We start from the raw sequence: 14,942 nt of genomic DNA, 5'->3' as shown, positions 1-14,942 counted from the left end.
TGCGGCTATCGCGCCCCGGGCAATCCGAGGCGCGCCTGCAGCATCGCGATCACCCCCTCCACGCATTGCTCGACGCTGTCCCTGGCGGTATGCAGGACCAGCTCGGGCGCGTCCGGGGCCTCATAGGGCGAGGAGATGCCGCTGAAGTCGCGCACCTCGCCGCTGCGCGCCCGCCGGTACAGGCCCTTGACGTCGCGCCGCTCGCATTCGTCCACGTTGGCGTTGCAGTAGATCTCGAAGAAGCGCCCCTCCGGCACCAGCCGGCGCGCGCGTGCGCGGTCGCTCTCGAACGGCGAGATCAGGGCGCTCAGCACGATCGCCCCCGACTGCACGAACAGCGCCGCCACTTCGCCGGCACGGCGGATGTTCTCGTGCCGGTCGGCGCTGGAAAACCCCAGGTCGCTGCACAGGCCGTGGCGCAGGTTGTCGCCGTCGAGCACGAAGGTGCGGCATGCGAGGGCGTGCAGGCGCCGCTCGACGGCGCTGGCCAGGGTCGACTTGCCGGAGCCGGACAGACCGGTGAACCATAGCACCGCCGCCGCGTGGCCGCCCAGGCGTTCGCGGTCTTCCATCGAGACCGACTGGCCCTGCCAGAACAGGGCGTCGTTGAAGACCTCGCGGCGGGTCATCGCGGGTCCAGGTAGCGGTCGAGGGCCGCGTTGTCGAGCAGGCTGTCGCCGAAGCGGGTCGTGGCGATCAGCGCGCGCGCCTGCGACAGATCGTAACGGAAGGCGGCGCGCAGCAGGTCGAAGGACTTGTCGTTGAAATCGGGTTTGGGCTCGGCGAACGCGACTTCGCCGCTGCTGAACGAGAAGGGCACGTCGGGCGTTTCGACATCCTTGCCGAACACGCCGTTGACGAAACGGCGCCGGTCGGCGGCGTCCGCCAGCCGGTTCACCGACACCACGGACAGGTCCTCGGGTTGGTAACGTTCGAGCAGGTTGCGCATCGGCCGATACAGGAAGCTGGCGTCCAGCACGGACAGGAAGGGCAGCATCCGGCGCGCCAGGAAGAAGGACAGCTCGTATTCGATCCGGCCGGCGAAGTCATGGCTGCACAGGTGCTCCCTTTCCTTCTGCAGGTAGCGGTCGACGTGGTGATGCGAGCGTCGCGGGAAGTAGCTCCTGGTGATGCTGTACGTTTCCTGGTCCAATTCCAGTTCGTCCAGGCGCCGGCGTCCGGTCTCGGCATTGCCCTGCGAGGACAGGTGGTGGATGCGCTCGTCGGCGCGGGCGCCGAAGATCAGCTTCTTCATCTTGTAGGCGCTCCAGGTGCGCTCGAGCTGGTTGCGCAGGCACAGGACGATGCGGGTGTCGTATTCGGGCATGCGGGCCACCACCGCGGCGTTGCCGGCATAGCCGACGCTGGCGTCCAGCAGCGGCAGGCTGGACGTACGCGTGCGCGGCGGATGCGGTGCGTCGTTCGCGTACAGATAGGGCTCCTTGACGCCCGGCACCCGTTCTTCCGCCAAGCCATTGGCCACCATCCAAGCGTACAGCGCCGACGTACCGCACTTCTCCATCCCGGCAATAAAAATATTCTGTACAGCCATTCCGCTTCCTATCCACGTTGATTAAGCACTGGCGCCAAGTCTAACCGACTTCGCGCCATCGCTAGACGGCGAGCAGGCGGGAAAATGCCGGCCATTTACAGCCCGTACGCAGGATTACGCCAAGCTTGCATATTCTTGAACAAAATGCTGGACCCATGACCTGATTGTCGTTACATTGAATAAATTGGTCGGGCCAAATTGAGGGTGGTCAGAGCAAACATACAATTGGCCCGGTCAATTTAAGTTCTCAAAAACATAACAGGAGACCTCGGATGAAAGCCAACTTGCATCAGCTTTGCCTTGCCTCGTCGATTGCGCTCGCCCTCGCCGGCTGCGGCGCAGGCGACAGCGCGTCCACGCCGGAGGCGCGCGTATCCACCAGTTCCATGAGCAGGACGGCCGGTTCGGTTGCCGCCGGCACCGGCGCCTGCCCCGCCATCGCCCTCGACGGCATCGATGCCCAGACGCTCACCGGCCCCTCCACGCCGCTGCAGCTGGGCAGCTATGGCGCCCGCCGGCCCGGTCCGCCGGTGCTGGTCGGCGGCAAGCACTCGCCGTCCAACTACCGCGCCGCGCCGGTGCTGCCGAACTGGCAGTTCGCCACCTCCGACCCGACGAATGGCGCCCTCACCTTCGAGTGCGACGCCGCTCCCGCCAACGGCTGGCACGGTTTCCGGCGCGACGGCAGCGGGCATGCGCGGGTGGTGGTCACGGGCGGGCGCAATGCGGCGCCCCAGCACGTCTATACCGTCTACAACGGCCAGCAGCTGGTGGCCGCCCTGAACGAGGCGGGACTGGCGCCGAAGATCATCCGCGTGATCGGCCACATCGACTTGCGCATGAGCGCCAACAATACCGTGTTCAAGGAATACGAGAGCTACACCGACCAGAAGTTCGGCGGCTCCATCAACATCCCCTCGAACACCACCCTGGTCGGCATCAACGACGCCCAGGGCCGCGCGGCGCGCATCACCGGCACCACCCTCTTGATCGGTTCCGAACTGGCGCTGGCGCAGGGCGGCGACCCCGAAGCCGACTTCAAGGCCTGGATCGCCGCCGGCAAGGACGGCGACCTGTTCCCGACCTGGACCCGCAACGTCATCATCCGCAACCTCGCCATCGACACGCCCTGGGACGTGAACCCGGAAGACTCGGCGAATGCCTATGCGGACGGCGTGACGATCTCGCGCTCGCAGAACGTCTGGGTCGACCACATCACCATGAGCGACGGCGACACGCCCGACCGCCTGGCCAGCGACACCCGCCACGACGGCGCCCTCGACATCGTGCGCGGCTCGGACTACGTGACCCTGTCGAACAGCATCTTCACGAAGCACGGCAAGACCACCCTGGTCGGCAACGGCGACAGCGGCCGCGCCTGGAGCGACGAGAAGCGCCTGCACGTGACCTTCCACGGCCTGCACTGGCACGGCACCGCCAGCCGCCTGCCCCTGATCCGCTTCGGCCAGCTGCACACCTTCAACAACCTGCTCGAAGGCGACACCAGCCCGGCCGACCCGGACATGAAGTTTCAGGGCGGCCTCGACGTGCGCTACCGCTCCGACGTGCTGTCCGAGAATAACTACTACCTGTTCAAGAACCTGAAACCGTCCCAGGTCGGCGGCAAGGTCTCCGGCGGCAAGGATGCGGTCAGCTACCGCGCCTCGGGTGAGCTGTTCATCAACGACAAGGGCGACGACACCAAGCCCTGGGTCGGCGGCGCGATCGACATCTCGGCCGCGCTGCTGGCCGACCCCGGCCTGCCGCGCCTGTCCCTGTGGACCCCGCCCTACGCCTACACCGCGCTGCCGGCCGACCAGGCCTGCGTCTACGTGAAGAACAACGCCGGCGCCGGCCGCGTCAACAACCCGGGCACGGGCGCGACCTGCAGCGCGGCCGGCACTGGTACGCCACCAACCACGCCGCCGACCACGCCGACCGATCCGGGCACGCCGACCACGCCGCCAGTCGGCACGGCGCCGGTCTGCACCGGCCTGTTCGCCTGCAACGGCGGCGTCGGCCAGGGCGCCATGAACCCCGCGGTGACGGCGGCCGTATCGAGCAAGCTGCTCAACGGCGTGTGGACGATCACCGGCGCCGGCAACATCTCGACCTCGACCAGCTACAACCACTACTTCAAGTACATGCCCCTGACCGGCAACTTCGTGATGACGGCCCGGCTGCTCACGCAAGGCGGCAGCAGCAGCGGCGCCCGCGCCGGCCTGCTGGCGACCGATTCGCTGTCGGGATCGGGGACCTACGCCTGGACCGCGCGCTACGCCAATACCGGCGAGATCCGGCGCGCCATCAACGGCGACAACAAGTCGGTCCTGCCGGGCTACAGCACGAGCACGCTGCCGGTCTGGGTGCGCATCGAACGGCGCGGCAACGCGCTCTACTCGGCCGCCTCGCGCGACGGCTTGACGTGGACCGAAGCGACCAGCGTCAACGTCACGGCCACCACCCTGTACGTGGGCATGGCGGTGTCCTCGGGCAGCAATACCGCCGCCCAGTCGGCCACCTTCAGCAAGCTGTCCGTCATCGGCGGCGGCCTGAACTGAGCGTCAACCCATACGAAAGAGACTACTTCATGAAACTCGCACCGATCGCCTTCTTCCTCGCCATGTGCACCGCCTCGAGCGCGGGCGCCGGCAACCTGTCGTACACCGGGCAGTTCGACTACGACAACGACGTCCAGCTGATCCGCTTTTCCGTGGCCGAACTGTCCACCGTCGGCCTGCGCAGCTGGTCCTATGCAGGCGGCGTGAATGCCGCCGGCCAGGCCATCGCGCGCGGCGGCTTCGACCCCATCATCGCCCTGTTCGACGCCGGCGGCCAGCTGGTGGCCCAGCAGGACGACGGCGAATGCCGCCACGTCGGCGCCGACGCCGTCACGCGCCAGTGCTGGGACGTCAACCTCAGCCTGCAGCTCGGGCCGGGCAGCTATACCGTCTCGCTCCAGCAGTACAACAACTACAGCGTCAGCGAGAACCTGGCGGACGGCTTCTACTACCAGGGCGAGGCGTACCGCAACTTCCGCAACGGCTTCGTCGACGAGATGGACGTGCGCCGCAACGGGTCGTGGGCGCTCGACCTGCTGAACGTGCTGCCGTATGCGGAGCCGGCCGGGGTGCCGGAGCCGGCCTCGCTGGGCTTGTTCGGCCTTGCCCTGGCGGGCATGACGGCGGTGCGGCGCCGTCGCCCATCCCGCATCAAGCATCCGTGACCGGCAGCGTGCCCGCGGCGAGCAGCTCGCGGGTGCGGCGCAGGGTGGACAGCAGCGCGGCGCGGTAGCCCTGCTCGCTGTCCATCATGGCTTGCTCGGCCTGCTCCTCCGGTCCGCCCGGCGCCTTGCCGCGCAGGCCGAGGTAGCAGTAGAAGCGCAGCTGCAGCCGGCCGGCTTCGTCTTCGAACAGCTCGTTGACGATCACGCCTTCGCGCGGCCCGGACGCCTGGAAGAAGCTCACCTTGTTCCCCGGCTCGAAGGCGATGATCTCGCGCAGGTCGGCGCCGCCGATGGTGGCGTCGCGCACGATGTGGCCGTCGCCCTCTTCCACGACGTCGCAGCGGGTGCACAGGCCGGGCGGCAGGAACAGCCGCGCGTCGCGCGCCTTCAGCACCAGGCCGGCCCAGGCCTGTTCGCGGGTCAAGGGGGTTTGTCCTGCCGGATTCACGGGGACGGAAGCGGTCGAATAGATCATGATGCTCTCCTTTAGACGATGGACGCGGCGAAGTCGCGGTAGCTGCGCAGCGGGCGGCCGAGCAGCGCGGTGAGGCGCGCGACGTCGCCAGGCTCGGGCACCATGCCTTCGTTCTGGAAGCGGCCGGCCATCAGGCGCATGTCGTAGGCCATCCAGCCCGGCATGAAGCGGCGCAGGTTCTGCTCGAAGGCGGCGGTGTCGTCGCCGCCGTAATTGATCGGGCGCCCCAGCACCTCGGACCAGACCGCGGCCGCGTCCTGGCCGCTCAGGGTGTCGGGGCCGACCAGGTTGTAGCGCTCGTTCGGGATCGGGCGGGTGGCGCGGTCGCGGTGGACCAGTTCGACCGCCGCGATCTCGGCGATGTCGCTGGTCGCGATCATGGCCAGGCCCTTGCCTCCGATCGGCATCGGGTAGACGCCGTACTCGCGCACCACATCGAGGACCGTCGCGTCGTTCTCCATGAAGTAGGCTGGACGCAGGATGGTGGCGCTGAAGCCCAGGTCCTCGATCACGCGCTCGACCCCGTACTTGCCGGCGAAGTGCGGCACGTTCAGGTAGCGGTCGCTGTGGATGACGGACAGGTAGACCAGGCGCTCGATGCCGGCTTCCTTCGCCAGGTTCAGCGCAATCAGCGCCTGGGTGAATTCGTCGGGGGCGACGGCGTTCAGCAGGAACATGGTCTTCACGCCCTGGTAGGCTGCGCGCAGCGAATCGGGGTCGAGCAGGTCGCCCTGGACGACGTCGACCTGCGACGGGAAGTCGGCCTTGGCCGGATCGCGGACCAGGGCGCGCACTTGCGCGCCGCGGTCGATGAGTTGCTGGACGACCTGGCGGCCGATCTGGCCGGTGGCGCCGGTAACGAGGATGGTCATGATGTGCTCCTGTGCTGTGGTTGAAAGGGTGAGTCCATGGTATTCATCCCACAGGTGGACCGATAGCCCTTATACTTGGACATACCGTCTCATGGATGAAACATATGGACCTCCTTGCCCTGGTCGACTTCAACCTCGTGGCCAAGCACGGCGGCTTCGGCCGCGCCGCGCGCGAATCAGGCCGCCCGAAGGCGACGCTGTCGCGCCGGGTCGCGGAACTGGAACGCGAGCTCGGCCTGCGCCTGTTCGAACGCGGCGCGCGTACCCTCAAACTCACCGAGGAAGGACGGGCGCTGCACGAGCGCACTTCGGTCCTCCTCACCGAGATCGACGAGACCGCCGCCGTGATCGCATCCGGCGGTGAAAAGCCGCGCGGGCGCCTGCGCATCAGCGCGCCGCTGCTGTTCTCGCAGACCGCGATGGGGCGGCTGGCGGCCCGCTTCGCACTGAAGTACCCGGAAGTGCGGCTGGAAGTCACCACCGAGGACCGGGTGGTGGACATGGTCGAGGAAGGCTACGACCTGGTCCTGCGCGTGAATCCGGATCCGGACGAGACCCTGGTGGGACGGATCTTCCTGCGCGACCGGCTGGTGATGGTGGCCAGTCCGCAGCTGGCTCTCCCGACCGACGGCGCGCCGCTGCCGGCGGTGGTGCGCGATGGCGGCGGGGCCACGGTGTGGAAACGCAAGGACGCGCCGCCGCTCGCCGTGGAGCCGGTGCTGTCGCTGTCCTCGATGATCATGGTGCGCGACGCGGTGCGCATGGGTGCGGGCGCCGGGCGCCTGCCCATCTCGCTCGTCAGCCATGATCTGGCGGACGGCCGGCTGGTGTCGCTGGGCGACGCCGATGCGCCCGAGATCGCGCTGTGGGCGCTGTACCCGTCGCGCCGCCTGCTGAGCGCGCGCGTGTCCGCCTTCCTCGACTACCTGAAATCTTCCTTCCCCAACGGGACGCCGGACGAACTGGCTGCCCATATCGACTTCGACGCCCATGCTTGAGATTCTCAACGCCATCCCGCGCAGCCTGATCCTGCCGCCTTCGAACCTGTTCCTGCTGATCGTGATCGGGCTCGTGATATGGCGCTGGCGGCCACGCGCCGGCCGCGCGATCGCTGCCACCGGATTCGCACTGCTGGCGCTGCTGTCGACCACCGCCGTCGCCGACTTCCTGGTCACGCCGCTGGAAAACATGACCACGCCCCTGACCGCGCCGAAGGACGCCGGCGCCCAGGCCATCGTGGTGCTGGCCGCCGGCCAGCTGCGCGATGCGCCCGAATACGGCGGCCGCAGCATCCCGGATTACGTGGCCCTGGCGCGCCTGCGCTACGCGGCGCACCTGCAGCGCGCCACCGGCCTGCCGCTGCTGGTCAGCGGCGGCTTCGCCGGCAAGCCGCTCGGGAATGACCGCGTCTATTCCTTCGGCGACGCGATGGCGGCCGCCCTGCGCGAGGACTTCGGCGTGCCGGTGCAGTGGGTCGAACGCGGCTCGCGCGACACCGCCGAGAACGCGGCCTTCAGCGCCGCCATGCTGCGCGCGCAGGGCGTCACGCGGGTGCTGCTGGTGACCGATGCGATGCACATGGCGCGCTCGCATGCGGCCTTTGAACGTGCGGGATTGGAGGTAGTGGATGCGCCGACCGTCTTCCTGCGCGGCCAGGCGAGGAGCGCCAGCGCATGGGTGCCGAGCGCCGAAGGAATGCGGCGCTCGTGGTATGCGAGCTATGAGCTGATCGGACTGGGCTGGTACAAGTTGCGTTCAGGCGGTAGGGTGGGCCTGGGCGGCGCACCCTACAAGGTCTTGCGCAGGAAGGCGTCCATCGCCTCCACGGTCGGCTCGACCCAGGGGTCGAACAGCCAGAACGAATGCGGCGTGCCGGGCAGCGCCACGGTGTCGCTCGCGATGCCGTGCGACGCCAGCTTGGCCGCCATCGCCTCGCGTCCCACCGAGAAGCGCGGCACGCCGCTGATGATGAACAGCACCGGCGGGCTGTCCTTGCCCACGTGGGTGATCGGCGAGGCGTCGCGCCACAGCGGCGCCGTCTCCGAATAGCGGCCGCCGAACCAGGCGCCGGCCGCCGACGGCTTCTTGTTCGGATCGTCCTCGTTCTTGCGCGCGTCCTCGGAGGTAAAGTCGGACAGGCCGTCGATATTGATCACCGCGCGGATTGCCTTCGGCTCCAGCATGCCGACCAGCGACGCGATCTGCCCGCCCGCCGAGGCGCCCGAGATGACCACACGCGCCGGGTCGATGCCGAAAGCGGCCGCATTCTCGCGCAGCCAGCGCACCGATTCCTTCACATCCGTGATCGCCGCCGGATAGCGCGCCTGCCCCGACAGCCGGTAGCTGACGGTGGCCGCCGCGAAGCCGCGTGCGGCGAGACGCGCCGCCAGCGGCGCCATGCCGGCGCGATCGCCGCTGGCCCAGCCGCCGCCGTGCACCAGGATCACCAGCGGCGCCGGCTTGGCCGACGCTGCGGGCAGGTAGAGGTCGAGCGCAAGCGCGCTGTCCGGATGCTGCAGGTAGACCAGGTCCTTGCGTACCTGCACCGTCGCCGGCGCCTCGCCGCTGGCGATCGTGATGAAGGGATAGTCGCGGATCAGCTTGCGGTAGGTGGTCTCGGCGTTGTAGGGCGTCTGCGCCCACACGCCCGTCGCCACCAGGGCCAGCATCACACCAGGAACGAGTCGTTTCACAATGCCTCTCCTCGGAACACGCAGCGGCGCCGCAAGGTGCCGCCCGGCGCCAGCACCGTCAGGCCGGGCTGCCCCGGCAGGTTGTGCGCGTTGATCGGATGGTCCACGGGCTCGAAGCAGAACACGTCGCGTCCCTGCGGCACGTAGAGGATGAAGTAATCCATGTCGGCGGCCACCTCGAGCGCCACGCCGCGCGCGGGCCAGGCGATGCGCGCGTCGCCATGCCAGCCTTCGAACACGTTGTCGACGCCGTCCTGCGGCAGCGACGATGGATGATCGAAGCGCCAATGCGCAGGGATGTCCTGTCGTGCAATTGGCAGCTTGTCCGGCCCCGCCATCCAGATGCTGTTCGCGCCCGCCTGCAGCAGCGCCCCGCCCGGATCCGGCATCCACGGATGCAGCCCGAGGCCGAAGGGCAGCGCCGTGCGGCCCGCATTGCGCACGCTGAGTTCCACCACCAGCGCATCCATGGCCAGGGTGTAGCGCAGTTCGGCGGTATAGGCGAAGGGCCTGGCGTCCCAGCGGTCCAGGCTCAGGGTCAGCGAGGTTTCGTGGTGCGCCGCGATGCGCCAGCGCTGCTGCCAGCCGTCGCCGTGGATCGGGCATGGCTCGCCCTCGCGGTTCGGCTGCGGCACGACCTGCACGCCGTCGAAGGTAAAGCCCGTGGGCGCCATCCGGTTCGACCACGGGACCAGGGGGAAGCAGGCCAGCTGGCCGGGCAGCGGCATGCCGGGGAAGCCGTCGGGCAGGCCGCGCAGCAGCGGTACGCGTTCGCTGCCGCGCAGCCAGTCGAGCCGCGCCAGGCCGCCGCCCACCTGCGGCAGCACTTCCGCCATCAGGCGGCCATTCTGCAGGGTCAGGCGTTCCAGCACCGGCGTCGGCATCGGTATGGCTTAGTACTGCGGCCCGTCGAGCAGGAACTTGCCGCCCTGGTACATGGTGGTGACGTCGTCCTTTTCCGGGAACTCGGAAGTGTCCGGGAACAGGTGGGCGAACTTCGACGAGCTGTCCTTCGGCTTGTAGCCCAGGTGCGAGGCCAGGCGATTGTCCCACCAGACGCTGTCGTTGTCCGACATGCCGTAGACGATGGTGTGGCCGACGCGCGGGGCGAACAGCGAGCAGCGCAGCATCTCGGTGAGATCGTCGTACGAGAAGTACGTGCTCATCATGCGCTTGTTGGCCGGCTCCGGGAAGCTCGAGCCGATGCGGATGCAGACGGTCTCGATGCCGAAGCGGTCGAAGTAGTAGCGCGCGATCTGCTCGCCGAAGACTTTCGACAGGCCGTAGTAGCTGTCCGGGCGGGTCGGCGAGTTCGCGTCCAGCACGGTGTTCACGTGGTGGTAGCCGATCGCGTGGTTCGAGCTGGCGAAGATCACGCGGCGGGTGCCGGCCTTGTGCAGCGCCTCGTACAGGTTGGCCACGCCGAGGATGTTGGCCTGCATGATCGGCTCGAACGGCTTCTCGGTCGAGATGCCGCCGAAGTGCAGCACCGCGTCCACGCCTTCCAGCAGCTTCAGCACGGCCTCTTTGTCGGCCAGGTCGCACTGGACGATTTCCTCGCCCTCGCGCGCTTCGCCCATGTCGGCCACGTCGGACAGGCGCACCACCTCGGCCCAGGGCTTGATGCGGTCGCGCAGGACCTTGCCCAGGCCGCCGGCGGCGCCGGTCAGCAGGATGCGTTTGAAGGGTTTGCCTTTTGCAGCTTCAGTCATTCCAAGACTCCTTGAATCCGTCGCGCCAACGCGGGGTGGTCGGCACAATGCCGACCACCCCGCGTTGGCGCAGTATCTTTTTTAGGTCACCGGCGCCGGGTTGAACAGCGCCAGCGCATTATGCAGTTTCCAGTGTTCGGCCCAGGTCTTGCGCCCGCTCGCCACGTCGAGGATCAGGCGGAACAGCTCCCAGCCCACATCCTCAATAGTAGCCTCTCCGCTGGCGATGCGCCCGGCATTCACGTCCATCAGGTCGTGCCAGCGGTTGGCCAGCTCGGTGCGGGTCGCCACCTTGATCACCGGGACGGCGGCCAGGCCGTAGGGCGTGCCGCGGCCGGTGGTGAAGATGTGCACGTTCATGCCGGCCGCCATCTGCAGGGTGCCGCAGATGAAATCGCTGGCAGGCGTGGCGGCGTAGATCAGGCCCTTCTGCTGCAGCTTCTCGCCCGGCGACAGCACGCCGGTGATGGCAGTCGTGCCCGACTTGACGATCGAACCCATGGCCTTTTCCACGATGTTCGACAGGCCGCCCTTCTTGTTGCCGGGCGTGGTGTTGGCGCTGCGGTCGACGCCGCCGCGCACCAGGTAATCGTCGTACCACTGCATCTCGCGCACCATCGCCGCCGCCACTTCCGGCGTCGCGGCGCGCGCGGTCAGCTGGTCGATGCCGTCGCGGACCTCGGTGACTTCGGAGAACATCACGGCGCCGCCGGCACGCACGATCAGGTCGGTGGCGAAGCCCACCGCCGGGTTCGCGGTCACGCCGGAGAAGGCGTCGCTGCCGCCGCACTGCACGCCGACCACGAGATCCGACGCGGGGCAGGTCACGCGCTGGCGCGCATTCAGTTCCTGCAGGTGCTGCTCGGCGGTGGTCATGAGCGAATCGATCATCGACATGAAGCCGACGTGCTTCTGGTCCTGCAGCGTGACGACCGACGGTTCCGCATTCCCGATCGGGATCGCGCCGGCCGGGAACAGGCGCGCGGGGGGAAGCTTTTCGCAGCCGAGGCTGACCACCATCACGCTGTCGCCGAAGTTCGGGTTGCGCGCCAGGTTGCGGATGGTGTTGATCGGGATGCTCGCGCCGGGCGCGTCGATCGCGACGCCGCAGCCGTACACGTGTTCGAGCGCGACGATGTCCTCGACGTTCGGGTAGCGCGGCAGCAGCTCTTCGCGGATGCGCTTGACCGCATAGTCGATCACGCCCGAGACGCACTGCACGGTGCTGGTGATCGCCATCAGGTTGCGGGTGCCGACCGAGCCGTCCTTGTTGCGGTAGCCTTCGAAGGTATAGCCTTCGAGCGCTTCGGTGACCGGACGCGCGTGGGTGCCGATCGGCAGGTCGTCGAGCGAGCGCGCCGCCGGCATGCGCAGCACGCGTTCCGACACCCAGCTGCCGCGCGGGATCGCGCCGGCCGCGTACCCGATCGTCACGCCGTAGCGGATCACGGCTTCGCCGTCTTCGAAGTCCTTGAGCGCCACCTTGTGCCCCTGCGGCACGCCCTCGACGAGGGTCAGGCCGTCGGGGAAGACGGTGCCCGCCGGCAGCCCGCCGTCGTTGACGACGATCGCGACGTTGTCGCTGGCCTGCATGCGGATGGTGCGCGGGAGGTCTTGGGTCATGATGTGTTGCCTTGGTCGGTAGGTTCTTTTTCAGTATGCCATACAACATCTGACAGTGGCTAGTCCACCTTGCGATTTTGGCCCGACCAAATTAGAATGGCCTGACCAATAAGTTGCACTATATAGACAACACGCCGACTGGAGACATATGAAGACCACCTTGCTGGCAGCTTCGCTCGCCACCCTCTTGGGCTGCGCACTCGCTTGCGGCCCCGCCCTGGCCCAGGGCGGCCAATACCGCAATACCGACAACAAGAACCTGCTGGACGCGGCCGAAGGCACCTACCCGGTGCCCTACAAGATGCCGCAGGTGGCCGAAGTCACGGCCCAGCTCAAGCTGATCCGCGGCTACATGGACGGCGCGACGCCGACCCGGATCATCAGCAAGAAGACCGGCGACCAGATCTTCGACCTCAAGACCCCGAACGCCGATGCGATCTTCGAGCCCAGCGCCGGCGACTACGGCATCCAGGTCTATGAAATGGGCGTGGTCCACTCGGGCCTGCTGAAGGCCGCGGAAGCCACCGGCGACGCGAGCTTCACCGCGATGACCCAGCGCCACTTCAACTTCTTCGCCCAGACCCTCCCCTACTTCCGCGCCCAGGAACAGAAGTTCCACCTCGAACGCGCCAACAGCTTCTCGCGCTTCCTCGACCCGCGCTCGCTGGACGATTCCGGCTCGATGTGCGCGGCCCTGATCCGCGCGCGCCTCAAAAAGATCGGCCCGGACCTGCAGCCGATGATCGACGCCTGCAGCGACTGGGTCGCCAACAAGCAGTTCCGTTTGGAGGACGGCACGATGGCGCGCAAGCGTCCGCAGGAAGTCTCGCTGTGGGCCGACGACATGTACATGAGCATCCCGGCGCTGGCCGAGATGGGCCGCCTCACCGGCAACCGCAAGCACTTCGACGATGCCGTCAACAACGTGATGGGCATGACCTCGCGCATGTTCAATCCGCAGCTGGGCGTCTACACCCACGGCTGGCATGCGAACCACCCGAACGCGCCGCGCTTCTACTGGGCGCGCGCCAACGGCTGGGCGGTGCTGGCCATGTCCGACCTGCTCGACGTGCTGCCGAAAGACCACCCTGGCTACGAGAAGGTGCTGAACCAGCTGCGCGCGTCGATCAAGGGCATCGCCGAACTGCAGTCGGGCACCGGCCTGTGGCACCAGATGATCGACCGTAACGACTCCTACCTGGAGACCTCGGCCAGCGCCATCTTCACCTACGTGATCGCGCACGCCGTCAACCAGGGCTGGGTCAGCCCGACCACCTACGGCTCGATCGCGCAGGCCGGCTGGGCGGGCCTGAGCACCCGCATCACCGCCAAGGGCGAAGTCGAAGGCACCTGCGTCGGCACCACCCTGGCGGGCGACATGGTCTATTACTACAACCGCCCGACCAGCGTGCACGCGCTGCACGGCTACGGGCCGATGCTGCTGGCCGGCGCCGAGATCATCAAGCTGGTCAAGAATCCGGCCTTCGAAGTGCAGCACAAGGTTCGCACGTATCATTACATGCCCAAGGGCGGCAAGACCGACTACCGCGAACACCATTAAAGTAAAGGCGATCGAACGATGAAACGACTGATCCTTGCAGCTGCACTTTCTTCCGCACTCAGCGCCTACGCCGCCGAGCGCCTGGCCGTCACCGTCCAGCACGACCTGTCCATCGCCCGCCCGTCGGAAACCATCACCATCCCCTGGAGCGACGTCAATGCCGCCCTGCCGGGCGCCCTGATCCAGAAGATCGCGGTCAAGGACGCCAAGGGCAATGTGCTGCCTTACCAGGTGACCAACGTCGCGCCGCTGGCCAAGGACCCGAAAGGCGTCGGCGCGGCTTATGGCGAACTGATTTTCCAGCATAGCTTCGCGGCCGGCGAGAAGAGCGCCAGCTTCACCGTCGAGAAGATCGACACGGTGGCGCCGGTATTCCCGGTCAAGGCGTTTGCGCGCTACGTGCCGGAACGTCTCGACGACTTCGGCTGGGAGAACGACAAGATCGCCCACCGCACTTATGGTCCCGCCCTGGCCGCCCCGTCGCCGGAAGGCATGAAGAAGGAAGTGCTGGTGACCAGTGGCCTGGACCTGTGGTTCAAGCGCGTGCCGTATCCGATCGTCGACCGCTGGTACAACAAGGGCCATGACCACTACCACAAGGACGAGGGTGAGGGCATGGACATGTACAACGTCGGCAAGTCGCGCGGCGCGGGCGGCGCCGGCGTCTGGGACGGCAAGCAGCTCTACACCAGCGTGAACTACGCCAACTGGAAGGTGCTGGCCAACGGCCCGGTGCGCGCCATCTTCGAGCTGCACTACAGCGCCTGGGACGCTAGCGGCAAGCAGGTCAGCGAGATCAAACGCTTCACCGTCGACGCCGGCCACCAGCTCGACCGCATCGACTCGACCTTCACCTACGAGGGCAAGGAGCCGATCACGATCGGCGTGGGCCTCAACAAGAATCCGAGCGACAAGAACCAGGACCCGAAGGTCGCGGTCAAGCGCGAAGGCAAGGTGCTGCTGCAGTGGGTCGAGCAGAAGAGCAACGACGCCTTCGGCACCGCGGTCGTGATCCCGGATGCGGAGGGCTTCGCCCAGGACGAGCTGAATGAACTGATCCTGGCCAAGGCCAGCTCCGGCAAGCCGCTGCGCTACTACGCGGGCGGCGCCTGGAGCCGCGCCGGCGAGATCACCTCGCTCGCGCAGTGGCAGAAATACCTGCAGGACGCCGCGACCCGCGCCAACAGCCCGGTGCGCGTGACCCTCGCGCGCCAGCAGTAAGGGGGAA

13 protein-coding genes and 1 pseudogene are annotated in these 14,942 nt (G+C 67.5%); 6 read left to right on the top strand and 8 right to left on the bottom strand.

Annotation, left to right across the window (positions count from 1 at the left end; genetic code table 11):
• Positions 1 to 5: 5 nt before the first annotated feature.
• Both cysC and LQ564_RS01400 read right to left on the bottom strand, forming a co-directional pair.
• The gene (gene cysC, locus LQ564_RS01405) at positions 6 to 629 is read right to left on the bottom strand and encodes an adenylyl-sulfate kinase (RefSeq protein ID WP_231056304.1); all 624 of its coding nucleotides are present in this window, start codon (positions 627 to 629) and stop codon (positions 6 to 8) included.
• Complete coding sequence (locus tag LQ564_RS01400) at positions 626 to 1,552, bottom strand: hypothetical protein (protein ID WP_231056303.1); 927 nt, start codon at positions 1,550 to 1,552, stop codon at positions 626 to 628. The genes cysC and LQ564_RS01400 overlap by 4 nt, the downstream gene beginning before the upstream one ends.
• A 272-nt stretch (positions 1,553 to 1,824) precedes the next feature.
• On the opposite strand from LQ564_RS01400, the gene LQ564_RS01395 reads away from it, so the two are divergent.
• On the top strand, positions 1,825 to 4,113 hold the full coding sequence (locus LQ564_RS01395) for a pectate lyase family protein (RefSeq protein ID WP_231056302.1): 2,289 nt from the start codon (positions 1,825 to 1,827) through the stop codon (positions 4,111 to 4,113).
• 29 nt (positions 4,114 to 4,142) lie between these two features.
• Entirely contained in the window at positions 4,143 to 4,778 is a 636-nt protein-coding gene (locus tag LQ564_RS01390; protein WP_231056301.1) for a DVUA0089 family protein, read from the top strand.
• Here LQ564_RS01390 and LQ564_RS01385 read toward each other — a convergent pair.
• Together LQ564_RS01385 and LQ564_RS01380 are read right to left on the bottom strand one after the other, a co-directional pair.
• Positions 4,765 to 5,253 (bottom strand): AtaL-like protein, encoded by a 489-nt coding sequence (locus LQ564_RS01385; protein ID WP_231056300.1) that lies wholly within the window; start codon positions 5,251 to 5,253, stop codon positions 4,765 to 4,767. The genes LQ564_RS01390 and LQ564_RS01385 overlap by 14 nt on opposite strands.
• Positions 5,254 to 5,264: 11 nt before the next feature.
• Positions 5,265 to 6,125: an SDR family oxidoreductase gene (locus LQ564_RS01380; protein ID WP_231056299.1), complete on the bottom strand. Its 861-nt coding sequence runs from the start codon at positions 6,123 to 6,125 to the stop codon at positions 5,265 to 5,267.
• Positions 6,126 to 6,229: 104 nt separating this feature from the next.
• Between LQ564_RS01380 and LQ564_RS01375 the strand changes: the two genes are divergently transcribed.
• Together LQ564_RS01375 and LQ564_RS01370 are read left to right on the top strand one after the other, a co-directional pair.
• Positions 6,230 to 7,123, top strand: coding sequence for a LysR family transcriptional regulator (locus tag LQ564_RS01375; protein ID WP_231056298.1), 894 nt, complete (start codon positions 6,230 to 6,232; stop codon positions 7,121 to 7,123).
• Positions 7,116 to 7,847 (top strand): annotated as a pseudogene (locus LQ564_RS01370) (YdcF family protein); the annotation flags it as partial. The gene LQ564_RS01375 and the pseudogene LQ564_RS01370, both read left to right, overlap by 8 nt.
• 65 nt (positions 7,848 to 7,912) lie before the next feature.
• Here LQ564_RS01370 and LQ564_RS01365 read toward each other — a convergent pair.
• The 4 genes from LQ564_RS01365 to garD all read right to left on the bottom strand — a co-directional run bounded on the left by LQ564_RS01365 (position 7,913) and on the right by garD (position 12,153).
• Positions 7,913 to 8,818: an alpha/beta hydrolase gene (locus LQ564_RS01365; protein WP_231056297.1), complete on the bottom strand. Its 906-nt coding sequence runs from the start codon at positions 8,816 to 8,818 to the stop codon at positions 7,913 to 7,915.
• The gene (locus LQ564_RS01360; RefSeq protein ID WP_231056296.1) at positions 8,815 to 9,702 is read right to left on the bottom strand and encodes an aldose 1-epimerase; all 888 of its coding nucleotides are present in this window, start codon (positions 9,700 to 9,702) and stop codon (positions 8,815 to 8,817) included. The genes LQ564_RS01365 and LQ564_RS01360 overlap by 4 nt, the downstream gene beginning before the upstream one ends.
• A gap of 9 nt (positions 9,703 to 9,711) precedes the next feature.
• Positions 9,712 to 10,530: an NAD-dependent epimerase/dehydratase family protein gene (locus tag LQ564_RS01355; protein WP_231056295.1), complete on the bottom strand. Its 819-nt coding sequence runs from the start codon at positions 10,528 to 10,530 to the stop codon at positions 9,712 to 9,714.
• 81 nt (positions 10,531 to 10,611) lie between these two features.
• Positions 10,612 to 12,153, bottom strand: coding sequence for a galactarate dehydratase (garD, locus tag LQ564_RS01350; protein WP_231056294.1), 1,542 nt, complete (start codon positions 12,151 to 12,153; stop codon positions 10,612 to 10,614).
• Between the two features lie 148 nt (positions 12,154 to 12,301).
• Between garD and LQ564_RS01345 the strand changes: the two genes are divergently transcribed.
• On the top strand, positions 12,302 to 13,714 hold the full coding sequence (locus LQ564_RS01345; RefSeq protein ID WP_231056293.1) for a glycoside hydrolase family 88/105 protein: 1,413 nt from the start codon (positions 12,302 to 12,304) through the stop codon (positions 13,712 to 13,714).
• 18 nt (positions 13,715 to 13,732) lie between these two features.
• Positions 13,733 to 14,935 (top strand): BT3233 family polysaccharide utilization protein, encoded by a 1,203-nt coding sequence (locus LQ564_RS01340; RefSeq protein ID WP_231056292.1) that lies wholly within the window; start codon positions 13,733 to 13,735, stop codon positions 14,933 to 14,935.
• The last annotated feature ends 7 nt before the right edge of the window (positions 14,936 to 14,942 follow it).

Source organism: Massilia phyllostachyos (assembly GCF_021044825.1).
Lineage (GTDB): Bacteria > Pseudomonadota > Gammaproteobacteria > Burkholderiales > Burkholderiaceae_D > Telluria > Telluria phyllostachyos.
The sequence above is the reverse complement of the archived record's forward strand: the minus strand, read 5'-3'. Positions and strand labels throughout refer to the sequence as shown.